This window comes from Sphingobacterium chungjuense (assembly GCF_011316935.1).
GTDB classification, from domain to species: Bacteria; Bacteroidota; Bacteroidia; order Sphingobacteriales; family Sphingobacteriaceae; genus Sphingobacterium; species Sphingobacterium chungjuense.
The window spans coordinates 111,249-137,555 of record NZ_WLYS01000005.1 but is presented as its reverse complement, the minus strand read 5'-3'; the positions used below and the strand labels follow the sequence as shown (position 1 = coordinate 137,555).

20 protein-coding genes are annotated in these 26,307 nt (G+C 42.3%); 9 read left to right on the top strand and 11 right to left on the bottom strand.

Translation table 11 applies throughout. The features are described from left to right. Positions 1–2: 2 nt before the first annotated feature. Positions 3–890 (top strand): helix-turn-helix domain-containing protein, encoded by an 888-nt coding sequence (locus tag GKO22_RS13335; RefSeq protein WP_166335828.1) that lies wholly within the window; start codon positions 3–5, stop codon positions 888–890. Positions 891–986: 96 nt separating this feature from the next. Then, positions 987–2,258 (top strand): glutaminase, encoded by a 1,272-nt coding sequence (locus GKO22_RS13330; protein WP_166335826.1) that lies wholly within the window; start codon positions 987–989, stop codon positions 2,256–2,258. A 133-nt stretch (positions 2,259–2,391) separates the two neighbouring features. On the opposite strand, the gene GKO22_RS13325 is transcribed toward GKO22_RS13330, so the two are convergent. From GKO22_RS13325 to lepA, 6 genes are all read right to left on the bottom strand, one after another. Next, positions 2,392–2,919, bottom strand: a complete 528-nt coding sequence (locus GKO22_RS13325; protein WP_166335824.1) for a ferritin — start codon at positions 2,917–2,919, stop codon at positions 2,392–2,394. A gap of 179 nt (positions 2,920–3,098) precedes the next feature. After that, entirely contained in the window at positions 3,099–3,458 is a 360-nt protein-coding gene (locus tag GKO22_RS13320; RefSeq protein ID WP_166335822.1) for a DUF6686 family protein, read from the bottom strand. Between the two features lie 82 nt (positions 3,459–3,540). Continuing rightward, on the bottom strand, positions 3,541–3,960 hold the full coding sequence (locus tag GKO22_RS13315) for an SH3 domain-containing protein (protein ID WP_166335820.1): 420 nt from the start codon (positions 3,958–3,960) through the stop codon (positions 3,541–3,543). A 32-nt stretch (positions 3,961–3,992) separates the two neighbouring features. Beyond that, positions 3,993–4,469, bottom strand: a complete 477-nt coding sequence (locus tag GKO22_RS13310; RefSeq protein WP_166335819.1) for a hypothetical protein — start codon at positions 4,467–4,469, stop codon at positions 3,993–3,995. Between the two features lie 25 nt (positions 4,470–4,494). Further along, entirely contained in the window at positions 4,495–5,379 is an 885-nt protein-coding gene (locus GKO22_RS13305) for a bifunctional 5,10-methylenetetrahydrofolate dehydrogenase/5,10-methenyltetrahydrofolate cyclohydrolase (protein WP_166335817.1), read from the bottom strand. Between the two features lie 31 nt (positions 5,380–5,410). Further along, positions 5,411–7,201 carry a translation elongation factor 4 gene (lepA, locus tag GKO22_RS13300; protein ID WP_166335964.1) on the bottom strand — a complete coding sequence of 597 codons (1,791 nt, stop codon included), beginning with the start codon at positions 7,199–7,201 and terminating at the stop codon, positions 5,411–5,413. Positions 7,202–7,334: 133 nt separating this feature from the next. Here lepA and GKO22_RS13295 point away from each other — a divergent pair, with 133 nt between their 5' ends. Both GKO22_RS13295 and GKO22_RS16915 read left to right on the top strand, forming a co-directional pair. Further along, complete coding sequence (locus GKO22_RS13295; protein ID WP_166335815.1) at positions 7,335–9,041, top strand: M3 family oligoendopeptidase; 1,707 nt, start codon at positions 7,335–7,337, stop codon at positions 9,039–9,041. Between the two features lie 67 nt (positions 9,042–9,108). Continuing rightward, positions 9,109–9,288, top strand: a complete 180-nt coding sequence (locus tag GKO22_RS16915; protein WP_116775715.1) for an LPXTG cell wall anchor domain-containing protein — start codon at positions 9,109–9,111, stop codon at positions 9,286–9,288. Positions 9,289–9,350: 62 nt separating this feature from the next. Here the strand turns inward: GKO22_RS16915 and GKO22_RS13285 are convergent, their stop codons facing one another. The 3 genes from GKO22_RS13285 to GKO22_RS13275 all read right to left on the bottom strand — a co-directional run bounded on the left by GKO22_RS13285 (position 9,351) and on the right by GKO22_RS13275 (position 13,287). Further along, the gene (locus GKO22_RS13285; RefSeq protein WP_166335813.1) at positions 9,351–12,212 is read right to left on the bottom strand and encodes a M16 family metallopeptidase; all 2,862 of its coding nucleotides are present in this window, start codon (positions 12,210–12,212) and stop codon (positions 9,351–9,353) included. 136 nt (positions 12,213–12,348) lie between these two features. Further along, complete coding sequence (locus GKO22_RS13280; protein ID WP_166335811.1) at positions 12,349–12,780, bottom strand: adenylyltransferase/cytidyltransferase family protein; 432 nt, start codon at positions 12,778–12,780, stop codon at positions 12,349–12,351. 15 nt (positions 12,781–12,795) lie between these two features. Next, positions 12,796–13,287: an adenylyltransferase/cytidyltransferase family protein gene (locus GKO22_RS13275; RefSeq protein WP_166335809.1), complete on the bottom strand. Its 492-nt coding sequence runs from the start codon at positions 13,285–13,287 to the stop codon at positions 12,796–12,798. 619 nt (positions 13,288–13,906) lie between these two features. On the opposite strand from GKO22_RS13275, the gene glgX reads away from it, so the two are divergent. Genes glgX through treY form a run of 3 tightly spaced genes read left to right on the top strand, consistent with a single transcriptional unit; the run spans position 13,907 to position 22,075 of the window. Then, positions 13,907–16,033 carry a glycogen debranching protein GlgX gene (gene glgX, locus GKO22_RS13270; RefSeq protein ID WP_166335807.1) on the top strand — a complete coding sequence of 709 codons (2,127 nt, stop codon included), beginning with the start codon at positions 13,907–13,909 and terminating at the stop codon, positions 16,031–16,033. A gap of 11 nt (positions 16,034–16,044) precedes the next feature. After that, entirely contained in the window at positions 16,045–17,862 is a 1,818-nt protein-coding gene (gene treZ / locus GKO22_RS13265) for a malto-oligosyltrehalose trehalohydrolase (RefSeq protein WP_166335805.1), read from the top strand. Between the two features lie 22 nt (positions 17,863–17,884). Further along, a complete protein-coding gene (gene treY / locus GKO22_RS13260; protein ID WP_166335803.1) occupies positions 17,885–22,075 on the top strand; it encodes a malto-oligosyltrehalose synthase in 4,191 nt (1,396 codons plus the stop codon). An 11-nt stretch (positions 22,076–22,086) separates the two neighbouring features. Here the strand turns inward: treY and GKO22_RS13255 are convergent, their stop codons facing one another. Together GKO22_RS13255 and GKO22_RS13250 are read right to left on the bottom strand one after the other, a co-directional pair. Further along, the gene (locus GKO22_RS13255) at positions 22,087–22,368 is read right to left on the bottom strand and encodes a hypothetical protein (RefSeq protein ID WP_166335801.1); all 282 of its coding nucleotides are present in this window, start codon (positions 22,366–22,368) and stop codon (positions 22,087–22,089) included. 121 nt (positions 22,369–22,489) lie between these two features. Continuing rightward, positions 22,490–23,389, bottom strand: coding sequence for an SDR family oxidoreductase (locus GKO22_RS13250; protein ID WP_206367904.1), 900 nt, complete (start codon positions 23,387–23,389; stop codon positions 22,490–22,492). A 330-nt stretch (positions 23,390–23,719) separates the two neighbouring features. Between GKO22_RS13250 and GKO22_RS13245 the strand changes: the two genes are divergently transcribed. Next, on the top strand, positions 23,720–25,852 hold the full coding sequence (locus GKO22_RS13245) for a catalase (RefSeq protein WP_166335797.1): 2,133 nt from the start codon (positions 23,720–23,722) through the stop codon (positions 25,850–25,852). A gap of 13 nt (positions 25,853–25,865) precedes the next feature. Beyond that, on the top strand, positions 25,866–26,303 hold the full coding sequence (locus GKO22_RS13240) for a DoxX family protein (RefSeq protein WP_240920307.1): 438 nt from the start codon (positions 25,866–25,868) through the stop codon (positions 26,301–26,303). The last annotated feature ends 4 nt before the right edge of the window (positions 26,304–26,307 follow it).

Sequence of the window (26,307 nt, the reverse complement as noted above, 5' to 3'; positions counted from 1 at the left end):
GTATGCAGTCGATCAACTCCATATCCGAATTTCACCGCTTGCTGTCCTTACCAGAACCACGGCATCCATTGGTTACGGTTATCAATCTTAGTGATAGCATCTTTTTAGAAGATGATGTCTGGAATGGTTTCGTGAATCGCTTTTATTGCGTAGCGCTGAAACGCGCTGTGAAAGGCAAAATAAGGTATGGGCAGCAGCATTATGATTACGACAAAGGGATATTAAGTTTTACGAGGCCTAATCAAGTGCAGCAACTGGATCTGCAAAAGATAGAATGCGGATCTGGTTATTTGCTCGTCTTTCATCCAGATTTCTTGCTACAACACCAGCTTGCAAATACCATACATCAGTATGGTTTTTTCGATTATGCGGTGCATGAGTCACTACACTTATCTGCCGAGGAAGAGGAAAACTTAATTGATATATTGCTCAAAATTGACAAAGAGTATCAGCACATTGATAAATACACACAGGAGATTGTGCTTACACATATTGAAAGCTTATTAAAATACTCCAATCGTTTTTATGAGAGACAGTTTCTAACGCGTAAAAATAACAATCACGATCTGCTATCAAAGTTCGAGCAGCTACTAGATGATTATTTCGCGAGCGATGTATCGACTTTATTGTCTGTGCATCATTTGGCTGAACAGATGAACTTTTCCTCCAATTATTTGAGTGATCTGCTTAGGATGCATACAGGAAAAAATACACAGCAACATATTCACGAAAAGCTCATTTCAAAGGCAAAAGAAAAGCTGTCTACCACAACACTATCAGTCAGTGAAATCGCTTATGCGTTAGGTTTTGAACATGCACAATCTTTTAGCACGCTCTTCAAAAAGAAAACAAGCTTATCTCCTCTACAATTTCGACATACTTTTCAGTAATACGAAGTTTAATACCTTATCTTTAAAATTAGGATCGGATATTGTGGTATGGAGATCTGCACCAAAGGCATATCACACGATTACTATATATTACTGATGAATACACCTGTTCCTGATTACCTTTCCGATCTATTACGAAACTGTAAAGCTGCCGAAGGTGGCGAGTTGGCCGATTATATTCCAGAACTTGCTTCTGCAGATCCGAATAAGTTAGCCGTCGCACTGATAACCCTAGATGGCTTGCTTTATAGCGTTGGCGACGATGATTATGAGTTTAGCATACAATCCATCTCGAAGGCATTTACCTACGCCTACGTCGTAGAAAAGCTTGGATTGGAAGCGGTGATGCAGAAAGTTGGTGTCGAGCCTTCGGGCGAAGCATTTAATGAGATCTCGCTTGATCAGACAGATGACCGGATAAAACCAAAAAATCCGATGATCAATTCAGGGGCTATTACCGTACATTCTTTAATACCAAAAGCAGAAAACGATTGTCGCGCAGAAACCGTTCGGCAGTTTTTTAGCCAGTTGGCCGGGAGAGAATTGTCTTTTGATCTTGCTATTTTCCAATCTGAAAAAGAAACTGCTTTCCGGAATTTATCCATCGGCTATTCTCTGCGGAATTTTGATATTTTGGAGAGCGACCCGGTCGAAATTGTGGAAAGCTACGTGAAGCAATGTTCTATTAATGTGACGGTAAAGGATCTAGTGAATATGATGAGCGTGCTGGTGAACGATGGCGTTCTACCACGAACAGGTGAACGTATTTTGAGCCATCAAACCGTTCGTCAGGTGTTGACCGTGATGACGACTTGCGGCATGTACAATGCTGCTGGCGACTGGCTGGCAAATGTTGGCATTCCAGCTAAAAGCGGTGTATCAGGTGGTATTATTGGTGTGTTGCCCGGTCAAGTTGGACTTGCGGTTTTTTCTCCTAAGCTAGATCGGTTTGGCAATAGTGTGCGTGGCATAGATATTATGCAACAGATGTCTCGTGATATGGGTTTGCATTTGTTAGAAGGCGTCCCCTCTTCGCGCGTTATTGTCAATGATCATGATGTCGAACAAATTCGACCAGATGTAAAAGTATACAAATTACATGGCGTTTTGCAGTTTACGGACGCCGAACGTCTATTACGTAAATTACAAGAAGAAGATCAAGACAGCGGTACGATTATCTTAGACCTAAGTCATATCTCGTTGGTCAATGATGTAGGCCGACGCATGTTATTGGATGGTATCGACCGATTGCGAGCAGATGGACACAACGTTGCCTTGGTCGATCCTGAAAACATCGTACCTCATGCGAAAACGCCATCAGACTTCGAACCAAAAGTATATCAGGATTTAGGAAATATAGCTGAATAAAACGGATTGATCTGTCCCAAACCACAAAAACAAAAATGGTAGTCAGCTATTGCTCACTACCATTTGTTATAATTATGCTAAGTTTTGTATTACTCTTCAATCACAGAAAAGCATCATTAAAACTCCAAAGTGACTATGCTTCGTCAAACGTCACTTTTACCAAGTGTCTATCAATTTCCCACTGGCCTGTTCCTTGTTCACCAATCACATCAAATAACTCGATGATACGACGTGCTACGTACTCTTCTTCTACTTGCTCTTCTAAGAACCACTGCACGAAGTTAAACGTAACGTAATCTTTTGATTTCATACACAGGTCAGCAATATTATTGAACTGCTCGGTAACGAACATTTCTTGCTCCAACGTTTGCTCAAATACACCACGGAAAGACTCAAAGTCTGTAGGTACATTGGTGATTTCTGGAGAAATGGCACGACCACCACGATCACCAACATATTTAAATAATTTCAACATGTGGGCACGTTCCTCGTCAGATTGACGTGCGAAGAAAGCCGCTGCGTTATCAAAACCTTGATCATCACACCAGCTAGACATCGCTAGGTACAAAGCAGATGCGTGAGCTTCTACTTTAATCTGTGCATTCAATATGTTTTCTATCTCTTCTGCTAAAGAAGATTTTAATTTTAATAAGTCTTTCATGTTATATCTATTTTATAAAAACTAAATACACCGTGATAACAGGATGTACCTTGCTTTTGTTTGATACAAAGATACAGCAGCCGGCAGCAATTAGGATAAAAAAAGTACAATACGAATTCAGTCTAAATTACACTTTAGATCTGTAAGTTCTTTAGAATCAGTATAATTATAAATGTGTTTTAGGCAATCACACAACCACGACGGAGACAGCGTTTTACTTCGCTATTGAGCTGAATCATAAACTTAGTTCCAGCAAGTATCTCTTTTAGATTGAGAATGTCAGATACGTTAAGCAAATAACACCGCTCCGTACGGAATGGCATTACGATTTCAAAGTCATATGATCTGGAGGATTCAGATAACATCGCTTCAATATCGATCGCGTCAATGCGTTTCTTGAACAAGAAAAGATCAGAAATTTTAAAAGCAGTAGTTGTACCCTGAAATTCCAACCAATAGCAGTTTTGACGGCTACATTGGTATACCACACCGTGTTCTGTATCGAACACCTTCTCTACGTTTGCTAAGGGACAGATCATATTTATCTAACTGGAACAAATCTAAATACTATTTGGAATAAATCCAAATCGTAAGGTCTTATTTCCGTAAAATAAATAACACCTAGACCGATAGATAATCGACGTAAACGTACCCCTCCAGTAAATCGTTAATTTTAACCAAACACCAGTTTTGACCAGTCAATCCCAAGATCTGAACGGGATCACCATGTTTCAGCTCGGCAATTGTGGGCTGATTGACGCCTGGCCCTCGCCGTAAAGCTACAAAAGGTTCGTCTACACAATTAATGCTTACGATTTTGAGCTCATCATCTGTGATCACTCGTAATTCGAGCGCAAGATCTTCAGAAATATAATTTGGATCGATCCGATTGTACAAATCCCAAGCCTTGTGCTTGGCATCTACCGAAGGAGTGACACCTGAAATGTGCAATACATTGTTTTCCTCCTGTATATCCAGCTGATCTACTTGTAGATCATTCAAAAGATTAATTAATGCAGCGTATTTAGAAGTTAGTGGCATAAATAGGAGATTATGAAGTAAATAAGGGGTTATTAGTCTTTATCGAACAAATCATTTACTTTACGACTGGCTCTTTGTACCGATGTATCTACAGCTTGTCCTGTTTTGCGGGCTGCTTTTTCTGTCGCATCTACAGCACGATTAGCTGCTTTTTTGGTGTTTTCCCAGATGCCAGTTGCTTTGTTTAATGCTTTTTGCGCTTCGCTTTCCGCTTTGGCATCGCCACGTTGTTTAGCATCTGCGAGATCGCGCTTCGCTTTTTCCATAGCAGCTTCCGCTTTATCCACTTCTTCTTTTGCTAGTTGACTGGTGCGATCGGCACTCTGCTCTACTTTTTCGATAGCATCATCCAAGCGCTGCCCAGGTGTGGCAGATATGGTATCTGCATCCTTCGCAGCGGAACTATCCTGTTGTTGATTTTGATTGCACCCGACTAGCATAGTCGCAGAAAGTGCGGCGATAAAAATGGTAGATTTGTACATGAGCGTAAAATTTAAGTTTACGCTCATAATAGGGCAATTTTTATACCAAATATTAGTCTTTATAGATGGTGCCTTTGGCGGCTTCGAGTGTGTTTTTTAGCAAACCAACGATAGTCATTAAACCGACGCCTCCGGGAACTGGGGTGATCCAAGATGCCTTTGGTGCTACATTTTCATAATCCACATCACCATACAACTTAAAGCCCGATTTGGTTTCTGTAGAGGTCTCGCGGTTAATACCGACATCGATAACGACAGCGCCTTCTTTGACCATATCAGCAGTTACAAAGTTTTTCTTGCCAATCGCAGCAACGACGATGTCTCCTTGCAATACTTCTTCACGAAGATTTTGCGTGCGACTGTGTGTTATCGTTACGGTACAGTTTCCTGGCTGCGTATTGCGTGCTAGCAAGATACTCATCGGCGAACCCACAATGTTACTTCTACCTACAATTACGGCTTTCTTGCCTGCTGTATCAATGTTATAATGTTCCAACATCAACATAATTCCGTACGGCGTAGCCGGAATGAAACAAGGCAAATTGCGTTGCATTCTTCCCAAGTTTACTGGGTGAAAACCATCCACATCTTTGCGGTAGTCGATTGCTTCTGTAATTTTTTCTGGATCAATATGCGGTGGCAATGGCAATTGCACAATTAAGCCATCAATCGTAGCATCCGCATTGATTTCTTTGATTTTAGCGATCAATTCAGCTTCGCTAATTTCTACATCATAGCGAATATTGGTGGAATCGAATCCAACCATTTCACAATTACGCATTTTACTGGCCACGTACGTTTCGCTTCCACCATCATTACCCACTAAAATAGCGACCAAATGCGGTTTACGACCTTTTTCCTGTAAAAATTCAGCAGCTTCCTGCTTAATATCTTCTTTTATCTTGGCCGATACGACTTTACCGTCTAGTAATTGCATATTGTATAATTTATGATCTTAAAATTTTAGATTAGTCCAATTTGAGAACCGCCATAAACGCCGATTGTGGAATCTCCACGTTACCTACCGAACGCATGCGTTTCTTTCCTTTTTTCTGTTTTTCCAGCAACTTACGTTTACGCGAGATATCACCACCGTAACATTTAGCCGTTACATCTTTACGCAAGGCTGAAATGGTTTCACGCGCAATAATCTTAGCACCGATGGAAGCTTGAATACGAATTTCAAACTGCTGGCGAGGCAATAGTTCTTTTAGTTTTTCACAGATCTTCTTACCAAAATCATACGCATTGCTTCGGTGAATAAGCGATGATAGCGCATCTACCGGCTCATCATTCAATCGAATATCCAAACGAACCAAATCCGATGTACGATAGCCAATCTGATGATAATCAAACGAAGCGTAGCCCTTGGATATTGTTTTCAATTTATCATAAAAATCGAATACAATCTCTCCCATCGGCATTTCAAATACCAATTCTACCCGGTCAGAAGTCAGATAAGATTGATTGACGATCGTCCCTCTTTTCTGAATACATAAAGACATTACTGGCCCTACGAAATCAGATTTAGTAATAATATTTGCTTTGATATACGGCTCTTCGATGATGTCGAGCTTACTTGGATCTGGAAGATCAGATGGGTTGTGCACCACGATTTCTTCCTTATCTTTCGTTAGGTAAGCTTTGTAAGACACGTTGGGTACGGTGGTTATCACCGTCATATTGAATTCGCGCTCGAGACGTTCTTGAATAATCTCCATGTGGAGCATTCCCAAAAATCCACATCGGAAACCAAATCCTAAGGCCGCAGAAGATTCTGGTTCGAACACCAGCGAAGCATCATTCAATTGCAAGCGATGCATCGATTCACGCAACTCTTCGTAATCTTCGGTATCCACCGGATAGATTCCCGCGAAAACCATCGGCTTTACTTCTTCAAAACCTTGAATAGCAGAAGCACAAGGTCGATCTTTGTGCGTGATGGTGTCTCCTACTTTCACTTCTCTGGCTTCTTTAATTCCAGATATAATATAACCTACGTCACCCGTCTTGATCACATCTTTAGCGACCTGGTTGAGCTTTAAGGTACCGATCTCATCCGCAAAATATTCTCTTCCTGTAGCCACGAACTTTACTTTGTCGCCTTTGCGGATTTCGCCATTTTCTACTTTGAAATAGGCCATGATACCGCGGAAGGAATTGAATACTGAGTCAAAAATCAAGGCTTGCAAGGCTCCTTTTGGATCGCCAACTGGAGCAGGAATACGATCAATAATCGCATCTAAAATAGCTGGAATACCTAGCCCTGTTTTTCCAGAAGCTGGAATAATATCTTCGCGCTTGCCACCAATCAAATCAACGATCTGATCTTTCACTTCCTCTGGCATTGCCCCTGGCAAATCCATCTTGTTTAAGATTGGAATAATCTCCAGATCGTGCTCGAGCGCTAAGTATAAATTGGAAATAGTCTGTGCCTGAATACCTTGGGAAGCATCTACAATTAGTAAAGCACCTTCACAAGCCGCAATAGAACGAGATACTTCGTACGAAAAATCGACGTGGCCTGGTGTATCGATTAAGTTGAGCGTATACTTTTGTCCGTCACGCATGAAATCCATTTGGATTGCATGACTTTTGATCGTGATGCCCCGCTCCCGCTCCAAATCCATGTTGTCCAATAATTGCGCTTGCGCTTCGCGCTGCGTAATGGTGTTGGTGAATTCCAACAATCTATCGGCCAAGGTGCTCTTTCCGTGATCAATGTGCGCGATGATGCAAAAATTGCGTATATGCTCCATACTAGGTTCTACCGTCTCTCTTTTTATAATCGGCAAATATAGTTATTTCAATGCGCTTTTTCGCATGCTTGATCCAGCAATTAAGCTATCTAAAAAATAAGTAATTTCGTGCATCATTACTAATAAACATAATATGAAGACTACACTGGCAAAGCCAAGAACATATGTACCGCATGATCTACCCATTGTGTGGGAGAATTTGGATGTTTTATACAACGAATTACTGAGCCGTGAGATCAACGACTTAGCAAGTTTAGAAAAGTGGATGCTCGATCGCAACGAGTTGGATGCTGTAATACAAGAGGATCAGGCTTGGCGCTACATCCAGATGACCTGCCATACCGACAAGGAAGAATATGCAGAAAACTTTCGCTATTTCACGACGGAAATTGAGCCAAAAATTGCGCCTATCCAAAATGAATTAGATAAGAAGCTGATGGCTAATCCATGGACGGATAAACTTGATCAAGATCAATACTTCATCTATCTGCGGAAAGTGAAAAAAGCTTTAGAGATTTTTCGCTCAGAAAATATCTCCCTATTTACCGAAATACAACTGCAACAACAGGCCTATCAAGCTATTGTAGGCGGTATGACCGTGAAGCTCCGTGGCGAAGAATACACGATGCAACAAGCCGCCACACGATTGTTAGATACCGATCGTGCCGTTCGCCAAGAAGCTTGGGACGCTATTACTGCAGTGCGCTTGGAACAGGCTCAAGCATTAGAAGATATTTTTCAGGATTTGCTACGACTACGTCATCAGGTTGCGCTGAATGCTGGATTTGCTAATTACCGTGATTACATGTTTGTGGCCATGGGCCGTTTTGATTACAGCGTAGCCGATTGTGAGGCCTTCCACACTGCTGTAGCAGATCATGTCGTGCCGGTAATGCAGGAACTGGCCGTAGAGCGCAAACACAAATTGCAGCTGGAGACACTGAAGCCTTGGGATACGCAGGTAGATCCGGATAATCTGGCGCCGCTAAAACCTTTCCAATCGGGTCAAGAATTGATTGACAAAACGCAACAAGCTTTTGCAGCTATGCACCCTTATATGGGCGAGTGCATTAGCACGATGAAAGCAAATGGATTATTCGATGTAGAAAGCCGAAAAGGCAAAGCGCCAGGTGGCTACAATTATCCGCTTTACGAGTCAGGCGCACCTTTTATATTTATGAATGCAACGGGTACGATGCGCGATCTCACCACGATGGTGCATGAAGGCGGCCATGCGATCCACACATTTATCAGTGCAGATTTGGCCCTGAATGATTTTAAGGATGTGCCTTCGGAAGTAGCAGAATTGGCCTCAATGTCTATGGAACTATTATCCATGGAACAATGGCATCACTTCCTTCCAAATCCCGATGATCTCGCTCGTGCCAAGAGAGAACAAATGGAAGATGTGCTTTCGACCTTACCTTGGGTGGCTACGGTCGATAAATTCCAGCATTGGCTATACACTAATCCAGAGCACACACCGGTGCAGCGCACAGAAGCTTGGAAGAGAATATATACAGAGTTTGGTCAAGGTTTTGCCGACTGGACGAGCCACGATGAGGCGCAACAATACCTTTGGCATAAACAATTGCACATTTTCGAAGTTCCTTTTTACTATATCGAATACGGTTTTGCACAATTGGGTGCTATTTCTGTTTGGAAAAATTACTTATCCGATCGTGATAAGACGCTAACGCACTATCTTGCCGCATTGAAGCTAGGTTACACACAGCCTATTGGTAAAATATACGAAGCAGCGGGGATTCGTTTCGACTTTTCTCCAGAATATGTAGCCGATCTGGTAAAATTTGTTAAATCAGAGCGAAATAAAAATTAGTTGGCATCACTATTGCTTTTTAAAGCTAATTTGAGTAGATTCAAATTGGTTATTAAATCGTATAATTATGAAAAATTGGTTGTGTGGGTTGGTCTTGAGCGGGTTTCTTTCCAATTTGGTTGCGCAAACTCCATCTGTGAATAGAACTGAATCATCACCAACCGGTTATGTTTTAATTGGCATTCTGTTGCTGGCTATCGTCATATTTATGTTGTACCGGCGACAAAAGAGAAAATTCAACGATTAATGTACATAATAAAGGGCTTTCAGATGAAAGCCCTTTTTAGTAATATACGATCCAATTATCGCTTATTTGGCATCTGGTAACAAGATGAATTTGAACAATTTCGTCTCGTCCAAATATTTGTTGGCTACTGCTTTCACCGACTCCACGGTCACGTTTTGTATATCCTCCTGAAGGTTGATAATAGATTTGAAATCCTCTTCATTACTGATCACCTCATTCAAAGAATTAAGCCAAAAACTATTTTCTCTCAAATTGACCTCGTGCTGGCGTCTTTGCTCGATAAAAAATTTATCCAAATCCACTTGGGTCGGTCCATTTTCTTTTACCTTACGAATTTCGTCTAATGCAGACTGAATCAATGATTTGTATCGATCAACACTAGTACCAAATCCGATATGGAAGCCGTATCGTCCACTTGGCTGTTTACGATAGCTCGCACTAGCCCCCGTGCCGTATACACCACTTTCGTCTTCGCGCAGACGCTCAATCAATTTGATCGACAAAACCGATTCCAGTGCGTCCATATTTAGGTTTTCCTTTTCATTGTAAGCATAATCACCATAAAACGACAAGCGTACCTGAGCCTTTTCTTCTTTGCCTTTGTGTACGATTTTCTCAAAACCTTTTTCTGGTTCTACAATTTGTAGATCTTTCGCAGCATTATCGCGATCCGTATTAGGTAAAGAGGCTATGTACTGCTCAATATAGGGTGTGATTTCCTCTTCGGTAAATGAGCCAACGATCATAAAAGTAAAATCCGATGCATCGGCAAATCGCTCTTGAAAAATAGCTAAAGCTTTATCTTTATTGATCGATTGTATATCGGCTACATTGGCTGGAATGCGACGTACATTATCGCCATACAAACTCTTTTGAATTGTTTCGCTGAATACGAATGAAGGATTGTTTTCGCGGTTTTCCATCGATGAAACCGCACGACTAATGGTACTTTTGAATACATCATCTTCGATACGAGGTGCTGTAAAATAGCCGTAAATCATTTCGAAAGCTGTTTTCAAACCTTCCTTATCTGCAGAGCCAGAAATTCCTTGCGTGCGCTCTCCGATAAACGGACTGATGTTGGCTTTCTTATCAGACAAATATTTCTGTAGCTCAACAGTAGTCATCTGCCCTAACCCGCTACTGTTTACCAATGAGGCAGCATTAGAAGCATTAAAATAATCGGCATCTGGATACAATGAAGTACCCCCTGGACCAAATGCATGAATCAAAATTTCATCGTTTTTGAACTTGGTCGGTTTTAGAACTACCGTGGCACCATTGCTCAATTTCCAAGATTTTGCCTCGATCACATCGATGTTTTGACGATCTACCACCGTACCTTTTGCAGGCTCTGCTGCGAGCAATGGTAAGTCAGAAACTTTATCATCGTAAGCCGTTAACGTTTCCTGATTCACTTCTTGAAACCAAGCGCTTACAGCGGCTTCATCTGGTAAGTTGGCTTTTTCCTTATCGGGAGCTAGAAATAGTACATCGCGATTCTGATCTACGTAATATTGCTTGCCGATCGATTCTACTTCACTTAGTGTTAAGGTGGGTAGCAATTCTTTGTTGATCCGATAGCTATCTTCATCACTCAAAGCGGGATTATCTTTCAGAAAATGACTCAAGTAAGCATCTACGTAGCTGTCTGAACGGCGTTTGTCGCGCTCGGTGTAAGCACGTTCATTATTTTTCTGCATCGAAACGATTGTACGAGCAAATTCTGATTCCGTAAAACCAAATTCGTCTACTCGGTCGAGTTCACGCACAACAGATTTAAATCCGTCTCCAATCGCTCCGGGCTTAGCTACATAATAAGCAGATAGATTATCTAACCCACCTAAAAATTCACTAATGCCGATACCAGCTTGCAAAAATGGTGCATCCGCAGACTGCATCAATTCGCTTAGTCGGCTATTGATCATTTCGTTGTAGGTAGATTTGAGCAATGAGCGTCGGTAATCTCCTACCGTTTTAACTTTTTCTTCAGGATGTTTGATAAAGATTTGTCCTACGGTATATTGCATTTCGGGATCAGTAACTACCATAAACTGATTTTTGTTTAACAAATCAACGGTGTACTTCTTACGATCCTGCGGAGATTTTGGTTGTTTCATATCACCAAACAAGCGCTTGATCTCCTGCTCGATCATTTTTGGATCAATATCTCCGACTACGATGATGGATTGTAAATCTGGGCGATACCACTTCTGATGAAATTCACGAATGGTTTCGGGTTTAAAGTTCGTGACAATATCCTCCGTTCCTATCGGCAAACGCTCCGCATACCGAGATCCATTGAGCATCAACGGGAAATATTGATCACGCATCCGTTGCTGTGCACCACGCGATCCGCGCATCTCCTCTAATACGACACCACGTTCTTTATTTATTTCTTCTTCGTCCAATAATGCATCCTGCGCCCAATCGCGCATCACCTGCAATCCATTTTTAAGCAATTCTGGATCGTCCGAAGGGATAGGCAACTGGTAGACCGTTTCATCGAATCCTGTATAGGCATTGAGATCACTACCAAAACGTACCCCGGCGCGCTGTAAGTAATCCACCAACTCATTTTTGGGGAAATGTTTCAACCCATTGAAGTTCATATGCTCTAAGAAATGGGCTAAGCCTAATTCTTTCTCATTTTCTAAAATAGAGCCTACTTTAACCGCAAGAAACATCGTCACGCGATTCTCTGGTTCTACGTTTTTACGGATGTAGTATTGAAACCCGTTTTCTAATTTTCCAGTAATTACGCCATCATCAAATGGTAGGGTTTGTGACCACGACGTTGTATCCTGTGCCAAAATTTGCAGAGCTTGCGGATTCAATCCCGTAGGTTTTTTAGCAAGCGATTTTGCATTTGCGCCCAGCGCTGGCAACAGAAATGCTAGCGCTAAAGGTTTAAGTATTTTCATGTTTGTTTGGTTGTAAAATTGAATGAGGCAATTTATTGAAAATGCCGAGAATTTACAACATGAAAAAAGGCATTCATTGTTTTGAATGCCTTTTAAATATATGATAGTATTAGTGTGATTTTTGCTTAGCTATAATTTATTGTGACATCAACTTAGCCGCCTGTTTTTCTGCCACGATCTTACGCAATGATCTTGCGGAAAAACGGTGCGATCTATTGATGTAGCAGATCTCAATCCCTGCCTCGTGGCAATACTCTTTTCCGGTGAATGCTGCATTTTCATATTCGCTGCCCACAAACCTGATATCCGTTGGCATTGTTTGCAACAAATCGACTAAATCATCATCATTCTCAAAGGGAATAATCTCATCCACACTAGGATTGCCTTCCAATTGTATGAAGCGCTCAACGAGTGATTGTACAGGTTTGCTTTTACGTGCAGAATCTACTTGCCCGTTTGTACACAATCCTACGATTAAATAATCACACTGTTTTCGTGCTTGTGCCAAAAACATGATTTGTCCTGCATGCAGCATATCAAATGCGCCAAATGTAATTCCAATTTTCATCAACTATCCCTTTTTCTATCCTTTAAGCAAAACTTTCTTAATAGTATTCTGCAACGCGATTGGCTCTTTGAATGGTAAGATCGTACCTTCCATTTCACCTTGCTTCTCAAATACGATTTGTCTTAATGCAGAGCTGGAAAAACGATTTTCACGACGGTTGAAATACAATTCGATGCCCTTCTCTTCACAGTAACTTCTTCCTGTAAAGTTTTTATGCATGTACTCATCACCTAATATGCGTACATGAAATTTGAAAGAACGAAGTATATCTTCCAAATCCTGTTCAGTAGCATATGGTATGATCTTGTCTACATGTTTGCAACCTTTTAACTGAATGTAGCGTTCTACTACCGTTTGTGTGGGTTTATTCTTCTCTGCTCTATCCAAAGTTGGGTCTGTTTGCAGGCCGCAAATTAGATAGTCACATTGATCTTTCGCATCTTCCAGCATTTTTACGTGGCCTGCGTGTAATAAATCAAAAGAAGAGAATGTAATTCCGATTCGCATAATATTTCTTAGTTATAGTATCTGTCAATTTTCCTTATATCTTGATCAGGCATTGCGCCTGGCTTTTATTCATTTCTCAGGATCCCTCTCCTACAAACTCACCTAAAAATTGATCCGACTGATCGGTATCTTTATAACAAACCTCACGCCACAAAGTTTACAAAACAAGGGTCGGAAAATATACCTTCGACACTCCAATGCCAACGATAATTTGATCAAGAACTGCTTGAATATGTGATGCGCGTAGATTTGAAGCCGATCTTTCCATTTTGAGGGTCTATTAGATAATCGACACTAAAAAAATAAACAGGTATTATGCGCGATACATAACGTATAACACGCAATCAGGATCGGTTTTATGCTGCCTTCGATTTAGATACGCTAAGGAACGTCGAAATAAGGAACGTCTGTGACCGAGATTATGTCTAAAACTACTTGATTAATATTTGCACATGTGAAGGAATTTTAAAGATTAATTATAGGATTTTTATATCCTGATTGCTAACGAACAAATTGCTGGAATCACTGTTATAACGCAAGATAAATCTCGCAGGATAAATCTTGCCGGATAAAAGATTGCAGAATTCGCAACCAAACTAGCAGAGAGACTAATATTTATATGAAGACAAAAGTACTGACGGGTTCACCATACCCACTTGGCGCCACCTACAATGGTGAAGGTGTAAACTTTTCTATTTATGCTGAAAATGCAGAAGGAGTAGAATTATGTTTATTCAACAAGACCGACGATCCTACCGAGAGCGTTAAGATTCGTTTTAAAGAACGTACACATCAGGTTTGGCACGCCTTTATTCCAGGTATACAGCCCGGGCAATTATACGGATATCGCGTACACGGGCCATTTGACCCAGCTGCCGGCCATCGATTCAATGCTCATAAATTGTTGATCGACCCATATGCAAAAGCGATCGCTGGCACCTTAGAATGGGATGATTCCCTTTTCGGTTATGAGGTCGGTCATGAACAAGAAGATTTAAGTTTTAGCAAATTAGACAGTGCGCCCTACATTCCAAAGTCTGTGGTGGTCGACGAATCTTTTGACTGGGAAGGTGTGAAATCACCAAAAATTCCGATGCACAAAAGTATTATATACGAAACGCATGTTAAGGGATTCACCCAAATGCATCCAGATATTCCGGAAGAAATACGAGGAACCTATTTAGCAATGGCGCATCCCGTGACCATTGAGTATCTGAAGAATTTGGGTGTTACTGCCATCGAATTGATGCCCATTCATCATTTTATCACCGATCGGCATTTGAAAGATCAAGGATTAACCAATTATTGGGGTTATAATACGATTGGTTTCTTCGCTCCGGATGTTCGTTATGCTGCGAATGGTATAGAAGGTGAACAAGTGCGTGAGTTCAAAGAAATGGTCAAAGCATTGCATCAAGCCGGCATGGAAGTGATCCTTGACGTGGTGTATAATCACACGGGCGAAGGTAACCAAATGGGACCGACGCTTTCATTCCGTGGAATTGATAACGCGGCCTATTACCGTTTGACCGAAGATCCGCGCTATTATATGGATTATACAGGTACGGGTAATACGCTAAACGCGATGATGCCAAATGTTTTACGATTGATCATGGATAGTTTGCGCTATTGGATTCAGGAAATGCATGTCGACGGATTCCGCTTTGATTTGGCATCTACATTGGCGCGTGAACTGCACGAAGTCAATAAATTAAGTTCCTTTTTTGATGTAATTCATCAAGATCCGATCATTTCTCAGGTCAAATTAATTGCCGAGCCTTGGGATATTGGTGAAGGTGGTTATCAGGTAGGCAAATTCCCAGCTGGATGGACAGAATGGAATGGTAAATACCGTGATTGTATGCGTGATTATTGGATCGGAGCAGATTCTATGTTGGGTGAATTTGCTGAGCGCTTTATGGGATCTTCCGATCTATACCAAGATGATTATCGCCGGCCAACGGCCAGTATTAACTTCATCACAGCGCATGATGGTTTTACCTTAAATGATTTGGTGTCGTATAATGAAAAGCATAACGATGCCAACGGTGAAAACAATCAAGACGGAGAAAGCCACAACAGATCGTGGAATTGTGGTGCTGAAGGACCGACGGAAGATAACGAAATCAATGCTTTACGTAGTAAACAAATGCGCAACATGCTCACCACGATGTTGCTATCGCAAGGTGTGCCAATGATCGTGGCGGGCGATGAATTTGCACGCACACAAGACGGCAACAACAATGCCTATTGCCAGGACAATGAGATCTCCTGGTTGGACTGGGCAAATCGCGATGAAAGCTTGCAAAAATTTACCGCGCAACTGATTGCTTTCCGTAAAGCGCATCCTTCTTTTTGCCGTCGTAAGTGGTTTCAAGGCATGCCGATCAAAGGAGTAGGTTTAGAGGATATTGCTTGGTTCTTACCAGAAGGTCAGGAGATGAGTGATGAGCATTGGCAACATGACTTTGCGCGTTCTTTAGCTGTTTTCTTGAATGGAAATGGTATTCGTTCCCTCAATGACGATGGCGAAAAGATTACCGATGACAACTTCTACATCTTATTCAATGCATATCATGAAGCTATTCGTTACAAATTGCCTTCAGATAAATACGGAAAAGAATGGACGAAAGTGATCAATACTGAATATGATACCATTGACGAGCACGATACCTTTAATCCTGGCGATGAAGTAACGGTACAAGGTCGGTCCATCATCGTGCTGAAAGCAAATAGCAACATTTAAAGCAAGCAGTTTTGAATACACCAAATAGAAATCATATCGGTGTTCGCACCACAGCCGACGGCACCCATATTTCAGTATGGGCGCCAAAGGCAAAAATCGTGCAATGCCAAGTGGAAGATCAAAAAACGCTCATCACGCTGGATCGTAAAGAATACGGTTACTGGGAAACCAAGACACATGCCATAAAAGCGGGTGATCGATATCAATTTGTACTGGATGGCGAAGCCTATCCCGATCCAGCGTCGTACTATCAACCAGAAGGTGTACATGGCGCATCCCAAGTTGTTGATCTCTCTTTTAATTGGACAGACGGCGGATATACAGTGCCTGCGATGAAAGATTTGATCATCTATGAACTGCATATAGGCACATTTACGGATACGCATGATTTCCAAGGAACGATCGACAAAATACCTTACCTCAAAAAATTGGGGATTAATGCGATTGAAATCATGCCGATTGCGCAATTCCCCGGCGAACGAAATTGGGGCTATGATGGGGTATTTCCTTTTGCGGTGCAAGACTCCTATGGCGGGCCAAAAGCATTTCAACAGCTTGTCGATGCAGCGCACGCACAAGACATCGCTATAGTCTTGGATGTGGTATACAATCACTTTGGACCAGAAGGAAATTACGCACCCAATTACGGCCCTTATTTTACTGACAAATATGGCACACCTTGGGGTAGCGCGATCAATTTTGATGATGCATATAGCAATGGCGTGCGCGATTTTGTACTCGCTAATGTGCGTATGTGGTTTGCAGATTATCATGTAGACGCCTTGCGAATCGATGCGGCACATGCCTTAAAGGATTGGAGCGCCTCGCATATTTTGCAAGATATCCGGAGAGAGACAAATGCTTGGATCGAGGAACAAGAGCGAGATCATTATCTCATCGTGGAATGTGACCTGAATGACAGACGTTATTTGGAATCCTTAGAGAAAAATGGCTTTGCTATGGATGGGCAATGGGTCGATGAGTTTCATCACGCTTTACGCGTAGCTGCTGGTGGCAAACCCGACGGCTATTACAGTGATTTTCACGGTGTCGCCGATTTAGCGAAATCCTTGCAACATGCTTACGTGTATACTGGTCAATACTCTGAACATCGGCAGAAATTCTTCGGGACGGATACTGTTGGTATTACGGGAGACCATTTCATCGTGTTTTCTCAAAACCACGATCAGACCGGCAATCGTATGCTGGGCGAGCGCTCGAGCATGCTCTTCTCTGCCGACATGCAACGATTGATGGCGCTTACAGTGATGGCTTCACCATTTGTACCGATGTTGTTTATGGGCGAAGAGTGGTCGGCTTCTACCCCATTCCAATACTTCGTACATCATAGCGATGAGGAGTTGATTGAAGCCGTACGAAAAGGTCGCAAAGAAGAGTTTAAATCATTTCATTCGGATGCCGAAGCTCCCGACCCTCAGTCGGAAAACACTTTTGCCGACTGTGTTTTAAAGTGGGATGAAGTAGACTCAGGGGCGCATCAGCAGATGTTGGCCTATTACGAAGCTTTAATCAGTTTCCGCAAAGCGAATAGTATCCTTCGTCAAGTAGATCGATCATTGGTTACCGTACAATACGATGAACCCAAGTCGGTTATTGTATTAAGTTACGCATTTGAAGATCAATTAATGGTTGGCCTACTAAACTTTTCATCAGCAGCACAAACGGTGAGTTTAGATAGTGCTTATTCGTGGGAACGAATTTGGGATACTTCTGATCCAGCTTGGGGCGGTTCTGGACCGACTGCTGATCTCTTTAATGGCGAGGTCACAATTCCTGCAACTACTGGCGTTTTCTTTCAACAACTATAAATAATCTATTTAGGACTTTGTCATGCCTCATCCACACAATACGTATCGCATTCAATTCCATCAGGATTTCAAATTATCCAATTTGGAGCAAATCACGTCGTACTTACAACAGCTAGGCGTTCATACTATTTATGCATCACCACTATTGGCTGCTACGCCGGGTAGTACGCACGGTTATGATGGTATCAGTAGCCATCGCATCAACCCAGAGATCGGCACTAAAAACCAATTGATCCAGCTTAAAAAGAAATTAAGTCAGCATCAAATGGCGTGGCTGCAAGACATCGTGCCCAATCATATGGCTTTTCATCCAGACAACACGTGGTTGATGGATCTGTTGGAAAATGGTGTTGATTCTGCCTATCAATCCTATTTCGATACTAGTTTCAGTAGTGAGCTGATGGACGGCAAGATGATGGTGCCTGTATTAGGGAAATCTTTGCGTCAAGCATGCGAAGACGAAGAACTAAGCATCCAGTTCGATAAAGGTAAATTCGTGATTCAGTATTACGATCAGTCTTTTCCACTCGCACCATCTAGCTACGCCTATCTATTACAAGGATTGTTCGATGATAGCGATCAAAAAGACGATTGGGCGGAGCTGATGCAACAATTGCAAGGACAGCCTATTGATGAGATGTCAGGACGAAAAAATGTGTATAAATCACTCGCTAAGTTATTTACTGGCACGAAAGCTCGTAACCAACTACAGCGACATTTAGCTCATTTCCGGTTGGATGCAAACGCGATGAGCGCATTATTAGAACAGCAAAATTATCGTCTGTGCCATTGGCAAGAAACGGATAAGCAGATCAATTACCGGCGATTCTTTACCGTGAATGGTCTGATTTGTATGAATGTAGATCGGCCAGAAGTATTTGCAGATACGCATTCATTAATAAAAGAACTAATAGATAAAGGTATTTTCGACGGACTTCGTATTGATCATATTGATGGATTGTACAATCCATCAAAATACCTACGTGATCTCCGTACGCTTTGTGGTGCAGAAACCTACATCGTCGCCGAAAAAATCCTAGAAACGGGCGAAGAATTGCCGGAAGAATGGCCGATTCAAGGCGCTACGGGTTATGAGTTTTTGTCGTTATGCAATAACGTACTGACGAATGAGAAAAGCGAAAAGTTGTTGACGGCGTACTATCATGAGCTGACTGGTATCACAGCGGATGTACATACGCTACAACTCCAGAAAAAGGCGGCCATATTGAAAAACCACATGGGCGGCGAGATCGATAATTTGTACCACTACCTGCTTCAGCTGGAATTGCTTCCTGCGGATACCTCGCTTACTGCAAGCGACATGAAAGAAGCTATTGCCGGCTTTCTGGTTTATTTTCCTGTGTATCGTTTGTACGATGAGCAATTTCCACTAGCGGATGCGTCTGTAAAACTAATGGATTCTGTCTTCGAACAAATGCTAAAAAATAAGGCTGCGAATAAAAAAGCAGTAAAAGCACTTGCGGCAATATTTGACAAAGCACAATCTACTAATGAGCATGAATTGGCAGAAAAAACTGCGTTGTTTTTTGCACGATGCATGCAATTTGCAGGTCCAGTAATGGCTAAAGGTGTGGAAGATACCTTGATGTATACCTACCATCGCCATATTGGTCGGCATGAGGTCGGCGATCACCCGGAGAACTTTGGTTTATCGAAGAAGAAATTTCACCAAGCAATGCTTGATCGGCAAGCCAAATGGCCCGAAGCATTGAATGGAAGTGCTACGCACGATACGAAGCGAGGTGAAGATCAACGCGCGCGTTTACAAGTACTTAGTGCGATACCTGAACAATGGATCGAAGCGGTAAAATCTTGGGAAGCCGATTTAGCCAATAGCTACAAGCAAGATTTACCGCATCCTAACGATCGATATTTCTTATACCAATCGTTGTTTGGCTCGTATCCTATGCCAGATACACCGTATGACGATTATGATTCGCGCTTATATGCTTATTTGGAAAAATATTTAAGGGAAGGCAAAGAGCGCTCGGATTGGGCTGCGCCCAATGAAGCATACGAGGATAGTTTCAAATCCTTTGCCAGCTATTTATTGAATAAAAAACAGGCATTCTTCCCGAAATTTCACGACTTCTTGCTTAAATATCTTGATTTTGGCATCAGCAATTCATTAAATCAGCTAGTGCTAAAATTAACCTGTCCCGGTATCCCCGATGTGTATCAAGGTTCTGAATTATGGGAACTAGGGTTTGTAGATCCAGATAATCGACGACCAGTAGATTATGCGCTGCGACAAAAGTATTTGGAAAAAATAAAGGCTTCCTCATTACAAGAACAAATTTCGACATTGTGGGAAGAAAGGCATTCGGGCAAAATTAAGCTAGCGCTACTACATCACTTATTGCGAATGAGAGCTGATTATGCCGATGTATTCCGCGATGGCATGTACCAACCTGTGGAGGTGGCTGGCAAATACAAACGTCATATATTGGCTTATGCGCGCAAATATCGTCAAGATTGGGTGCTGGTTGCCATACCTTTACACCTCGCTTCTATTGCTAAATCGACCCATGAAGATTTTCGAAAATTTGATTGGGAGGATACGCATATTGTATTACCGGCAGATCAGGAAATCCAATGGCGACATGCGTGGTCTGCTGTACGCACAGATGCAAAACAGATCGACATCAATACGCTTTTTGAAGATTTACCAATCGCCGTGCTGCAAGGCCAATCTACCGTTAATAAGCGAAGTGCAGGCATCGTATTGCACATCACCTCGCTCCCATCAAAAAATGGAATTGGTGATTTAGGCAAAGAAGCCTATAACTTTGCTGATCAATTGGCTGCCGCCGGACAACGGTGGTGGCAAGTATTACCTCTTGGGCCTACCGCGAAAGATCAGTTTCATTCGCCTTATAGTACGTGGAGTGCGATGGCTGGGAATCCGCTATTAATTGATCTGGATCAGCTCGGGATTACGCAACAATACGGTCAATCATATCCTAATAAGAAAAAGAAGCCTAAGCATCATAAGGTGGATTTTGAGCGAGCAGAAGCCTATAAAATGCCGCTTTTGCAAGCCGCTTTCGACCAATCTGATGTAAGAAGCGACGTAGAATTTCAGCAGTTTTGTAGGTCGGAAAGTAAGTGGTTGGATGATTATGCGCTTTATGTCGTACTTCGCGAAAAACAGGATCATGTAGCTTGGTATTCGTGGGACGAGGCTTATCGCATGCGCGATGCAGACGCCTTAAAAAGCTTTACCAACCAGCATCAATCTGCTATCTTGTTTCAAAAATGGTTACAATATATATTCGACAAACAATGGGCAAAATTGCGCCGCTATTGCCATGCACGCGATATATCTATCTTAGGTGATATTCCCATTTATGTGAGTCACGATTCGGCGGATGTGTGGGCTAACCCTTCACTATTTGCGCTAGAAGAAGATGGCAATCTTAAAGCGGTAGCAGGTGTGCCGCCCGATTATTTCAATGCAGATGGACAATTGTGGGGCATGCCAGTCTTTAATTGGGAAGCGCACAAAAAAACCGGTTTTAGATGGTGGACGGCACGAATAGCGCGCAACGTCGCGTTGTTCGATATGATACGGCTGGATCACTTTCGGGCATTCGCTGCTTATTGGGAAGTGCCCGCTAGTGCCGAATCTGCCAAGTCAGGCGCATGGAAAAAAGCACCCGGAAAAGCTCTTTTTGCCAAAATCCGTCAGGCATTTGGCGAACTACCTTTCATTGCAGAAGATCTGGGTGACATTGACGATGCGGTCTATGATCTGCGCGACGAACAGAAAATGCCGGGTATGAAAGTCTTGCAGTTCGCCTTTGGTGATGATATCGCATCCTCCCCACACATTCCACATCAATATGAGGAGAATTATGTGGTGTACACAGGTACGCATGATAATAATACGACGCGTGGCTGGTACGAGACGGAAACGGATGAAACCGTGCGTCAGAATATTAAGCGCTACGCTGGCCAACAAGTCAATGCAAACTCCATCAATGATGCTTTGCTTCGATTAGCTTATGGCTCTAGCGCAAATATGGCCATTGTACCCATGCAAGATATCTTAGATCTGGATGAGCGTACTCGAATGAATACGCCTGCAACGACCGAAGGAAATTGGAGCTGGCAAATGCAATCGGGAGATTTTGACGCCAGCAGAATAAAAGAGCTGCGAGAAATTGTAAAGGTATTTAATCGCGGATAATGCGCAGTGCATTATCCGCAATAATGCAATATTGGATCGACATTGGTGATTTTTGCATAGTCCACGGACGGAATGTGCCGTTCGTGGCTTTCATATTGCCATTCTTGATCTTTTCCACGTTTGAACGTGATGATATAATTGATCCCCAATGGTGGTAGCGGCGGTTGACGCCGATGTACATAGATTCCAATACGTACACAAGAACTATTGTCCAATTCCTCACTATGTTTACTTTCTACGAAGGACAATGCTTTGTCAATGGCTTTATCTAACACAGTTTGATTGTTATTCATGCGAATCCTTTCTTTTTATTACTGCACATAGTATACCAAAAAAGTAGTCGGCTGTGGGCGCACCACATACCGACTACCCAGTCGTATGGACAACATTTAATAATCACTCATTATTATTTTTCTACGGGTGGCCATAACCGCCGGCTACGCCGACAATCTGTCCGTGTGAGTAACTTGAGGTGGTATCTGCTAGCAGCACGTAAACTCCAGCTAACTCAACAGGCTGCCCTGCACGTTCTAACGGTGCCGTAGCGCCAAATTCTGGAATCGCATCGGATGGCTGACCACCACAAATCTGTAATGGTGTCCAGATTGGACCTGGTGAAACACCGTTTACGCGAATACCTTTAGGTCCTAATTGTTTCGACAAGGACTTTACATAAGCAACATTTGCGGCTTTAGTCTGGGCGTAATCGAAAAGGTTAGCCGATGGGTCGTATGCCTGTACAGACGAAGTCGCAATGATCGCAGATCCAGGTTTCAAATGCTTTAAAGCTGCTTTGGTGATCCAATAAGGCGCGTAAATATTCGTTTTCATCGTGAGATCAAAATCTCTGGAATCAATGTCTTCGATGGAATCGTGACTCTTTTGTTTCCCCGCATTATTGACTAATATATCTAATCCGCCCAAATGCGCCACTGCATCTTCCACTAACTGTACACAGAAAGCTTCGTCTGTGATGTCACCCGGAATTGCAAAACCTTTCTGACCTGCTTCTTCGATATACCGAATCACTTCTTGTGCATCTTCTTCCTCATGAGGTAGATAATTGATAGCAACATCAGCACCTTCACGAGCATAGGCAATAGCCGCTGCACGGCCAATACCAGAATCACCTCCCGTGATCAAGGCTTTGCGACCTTTTAACTTGCCTGATCCTACGTACGAAGTTTCGCCATGATCTGGAATAGGATCCATCTTACCGGCTAATCCCGGAAATGGTTGTTGCTGTTTTGGATATGGTGGCTGTTGAAATCGGGTAAGTGGATTCACTAATCCTGGTGTCTCTTTATTCTCCATGTTTTTCAATTTTGTGTTTTTGTGCATTTCAGTATGCGAGTCTCTCATAGCAATAGACGCTTTTGCCTCCTGAATGTTTTCAAATAGTACAGATCACGAAGTCACCTCCGGTACTTTGCGGCATGTACGCTTGCCGTAGACGTAATACTACCCGTATGTGTTTTAGGTGGTTGATTTATCAAACTATTGCCTGTAGCAACTGTTCAATCATTGACAATGATGTTAAATGCAAAGTGCAAGATCAAAGCAGGATTTATGCCCATTGCAGCGCCGGTTGAGAAGTACTATAAAGAGATAATAAGATATACATAAAAACCTAATAAGATAATTATGGCAATTGGTAAAGATGGAAGAAACTCCAAGCGAGAGCAAATGGACTCTAACCTCGTGAATAATAACATGACCAATATGACAACCAATCAAGGGTTGAACATACATGACAACAATAATTCACTAAAAGCAGGAAAACGAGGGCCTACTCTATTAGAAGATTTTATATTACGAGAGAAAATCTTCCACTTTGATCATGAGCGCATTCCAGAGCGCATCGTGCATGCTCGTGGTAGTGGCGCACATGGTGTGTTCCAAGTGTACGAATCACTGGAAAAATATACTAAAGCCGATTTTCTGCAAAATCCGGCGAAAGAAACGCCTGTTTTCGTGCGTTTTTCAACCGTCGCTGGGTCTAAAGGATCGACCGATATGGCGCGTGATGCACGTGGCTTTGCCGTAAAATTTTATACTGACGAGGGGATCTATGATTTGGTGGGGAATAACATACCTGTCTTTTTTATACAAGATGCGATGAACTTTCCAGATCTCGTACACGCGGTAAAACCAGAAGCAGATAATGAGATTCCGCAGGCCGCCTCCGCGCACGATACCTTTTGGGATTTTGTATCCCTCATGCCAGAATCAGCACATATGATGATGTGGGCGATGTCCGACCGTGGGATTCCCAAAAATTATCGTACAATGGAGGGTTTTGGCGTACATACCTTCCGCCTCATCAATATGCAAAATGAATCGCATTTTGTTAAGTTTCACTGGAAGCCTTTATTAGGCATGCAAAGTGTGGCATGGAACGAAGCACAGAAAATCTCGGGATTCGATCCCGATTTTCATCGCCGTGATTTGTGGGAAAACATTGAAGCTGGGAATTATCCTGAATGGGAATTGGGTTTACAGATCTTTACACAAGAGCAAGCGGACGGCTTTTCATTTGATGTGTTGGATCCAACTAAAATCATTCCGGAAGAGTTGATTCCTGTGCAGCGGGTAGGTAAGCTAACCTTGAATAGAAATCCAGATAATTTCTTTGCGGAAACAGAACAGGTTGCTTTTCACCCGGGGCATATTGTGCCCGGCATCGAATTTTCAAGTGATCCACTTTTGCAAGGTCGTCTGTTCTCTTATACAGATACGCAGCTCAGCCGTTTAGGAAGCGCCAATTTTCACGAATTACCGATCAATAGATCGGTTGCTCCGATACACAACAATCAGCGTGATGGACATATGCGACACGATATTGCAAAAGGTAAGGCCAATTACTTTCCAAACAGTATGGGCGGTGGATGTCCATTCCACGCCATGATACAAGGACAAGGTTTTGATTCTTTTCCAGAGGAAACGACAGAAACTAAAGTGCGTGGCAGATCAGATAGTTTCGCGGATCATTTCACGCAAGCTACCTTGTTTTATAATAGCCAGTCTGAGCCCGAAAAATCGCATATCGTTAGCGCCTTTAGTTTTGAATTAGGAAAGATAAATTTAGTTGAAGTAAGAAAACGCTATTTGGGAATCCTTTCGCAAGTAGACACAGATTTAGCAAAACAAGTCGCCGATAATTTGGGATTAGAAGTGCCAAATGGTCTGGCAGAAGAAACCCTGTTTTATGCCAAGCAAAATCATGCAGATTATCCAATAACCCCAAACAAGCCCGAAGTAGAAAAATCAGAAGCATTGAGTATGGAGTTTAATAAAGTGGAAGGTATCAAAACTAAAAAGGTCGCTGTACTTGTAGCAGATGGTGTTTGCGAAGAATCATTGGAAAAACTGACCATCCCATTGGAGGAAGGTGGTGCTACGCCGGTATTGATCGGGCCAAAAGTGGGCTCCGTAAAAACTAAGCAAGGAAATACAATGCCGATTGAGCATAGTTTCTTGACCGAAGCTTCTGTGTTATACGATGCATTATTCATACCTAGTGGTGAAAAGTCGATTAAATCATTATCGGAAGAACCAGACGTGTTTCAGTTTGTTAATGAGGTATATAGACATTGTAAGCCGATAGCCTTCGGTGCTGGTGCAGAGGAAATCTTGAACCACACGTACATCAAAAAAAATGACGACGATTGGGGAATCTTAGTAGAAACAGCCGATCAGCAGTTAGACGAGTTTGTAAAAGCGGTGGCAAAACACCGGATCTGGGCACGTGAATCTTTTCGAAAAGTGCCAGCATAGTTTAAAAAACAACATGATGAAAGGGACAAAAAGGCAAAAACTAGGAATAGGTAGACATATTGGAAGAATAGCATTAGGTGTATTCTTTGTGTATGCGGGTATAGCACATCTTACATTTGGCCGTCGCGCCTTTCGAGCGCAAGTGCCTAAATGGATTCCGGCAACAAAAGATCAGACGGTAGTCTGGTCTGGTTATGTCGAAATTTTACTCGGACTGCTTATTCTCTGGCGAGGACATCGGGATCCAAAAATTGGTTGGTTGATTGGCTCCTTTTTAATAGCAGTGTTCCCAGGAAATTGGGCTCAATATCAAAACCGTAGAAATGCATTTGGTTTAAATACCGATAAGGCCCGATTTATCCGTCTTTTTTTCCAACCGCCATTGATCTGGTTGGCATTATGGAGCATGGGCGCAATACATACATCATCGCAAAAACGAATTGAAAATTAAACTT

What these genes read in the sequence shown, in the direction of transcription:
- GKO22_RS13335 (WP_166335828.1), top strand. Translation starts at nt 3, where the DNA reads ATGCAGTCGATCAACTCCATATCCGAATTTCACCGCTTGCTGTCCTTA.
- GKO22_RS13330 (WP_166335826.1), top strand. Translation starts at nt 987, where the DNA reads ATGAATACACCTGTTCCTGATTACCTTTCCGATCTATTACGAAACTGT.
- GKO22_RS13325 (WP_166335824.1), bottom strand. Translation starts at nt 2,919, where the DNA reads ATGAAAGACTTATTAAAATTAAAATCTTCTTTAGCAGAAGAGATAGAA.
- GKO22_RS13320 (WP_166335822.1), bottom strand. Translation starts at nt 3,458, where the DNA reads ATGATCTGTCCCTTAGCAAACGTAGAGAAGGTGTTCGATACAGAACAC.
- GKO22_RS13315 (WP_166335820.1), bottom strand. Translation starts at nt 3,960, where the DNA reads ATGCCACTAACTTCTAAATACGCTGCATTAATTAATCTTTTGAATGAT.
- GKO22_RS13310 (WP_166335819.1), bottom strand. Translation starts at nt 4,469, where the DNA reads ATGAGCGTAAACTTAAATTTTACGCTCATGTACAAATCTACCATTTTT.
- GKO22_RS13305 (WP_166335817.1), bottom strand. Translation starts at nt 5,379, where the DNA reads ATGCAATTACTAGACGGTAAAGTCGTATCGGCCAAGATAAAAGAAGAT.
- lepA (WP_166335964.1), bottom strand. Translation starts at nt 7,201, where the DNA reads ATGGAGCATATACGCAATTTTTGCATCATCGCGCACATTGATCACGGA.
- GKO22_RS13295 (WP_166335815.1), top strand. Translation starts at nt 7,335, where the DNA reads ATGAAGACTACACTGGCAAAGCCAAGAACATATGTACCGCATGATCTA.
- GKO22_RS16915 (WP_116775715.1), top strand. Translation starts at nt 9,109, where the DNA reads ATGAAAAATTGGTTGTGTGGGTTGGTCTTGAGCGGGTTTCTTTCCAAT.
- GKO22_RS13285 (WP_166335813.1), bottom strand. Translation starts at nt 12,212, where the DNA reads ATGAAAATACTTAAACCTTTAGCGCTAGCATTTCTGTTGCCAGCGCTG.
- GKO22_RS13280 (WP_166335811.1), bottom strand. Translation starts at nt 12,780, where the DNA reads ATGAAAATTGGAATTACATTTGGCGCATTTGATATGCTGCATGCAGGA.
- GKO22_RS13275 (WP_166335809.1), bottom strand. Translation starts at nt 13,287, where the DNA reads ATGCGAATCGGAATTACATTCTCTTCTTTTGATTTATTACACGCAGGC.
- glgX (WP_166335807.1), top strand. Translation starts at nt 13,907, where the DNA reads ATGAAGACAAAAGTACTGACGGGTTCACCATACCCACTTGGCGCCACC.
- treY (WP_166335803.1), top strand. Translation starts at nt 17,885, where the DNA reads ATGCCTCATCCACACAATACGTATCGCATTCAATTCCATCAGGATTTC.
- GKO22_RS13255 (WP_166335801.1), bottom strand. Translation starts at nt 22,368, where the DNA reads ATGAATAACAATCAAACTGTGTTAGATAAAGCCATTGACAAAGCATTG.
- GKO22_RS13250 (WP_206367904.1), bottom strand. Translation starts at nt 23,389, where the DNA reads ATGGAGAATAAAGAGACACCAGGATTAGTGAATCCACTTACCCGATTT.
- GKO22_RS13245 (WP_166335797.1), top strand. Translation starts at nt 23,720, where the DNA reads ATGGCAATTGGTAAAGATGGAAGAAACTCCAAGCGAGAGCAAATGGAC.
- GKO22_RS13240 (WP_240920307.1), top strand. Translation starts at nt 25,866, where the DNA reads ATGATGAAAGGGACAAAAAGGCAAAAACTAGGAATAGGTAGACATATT.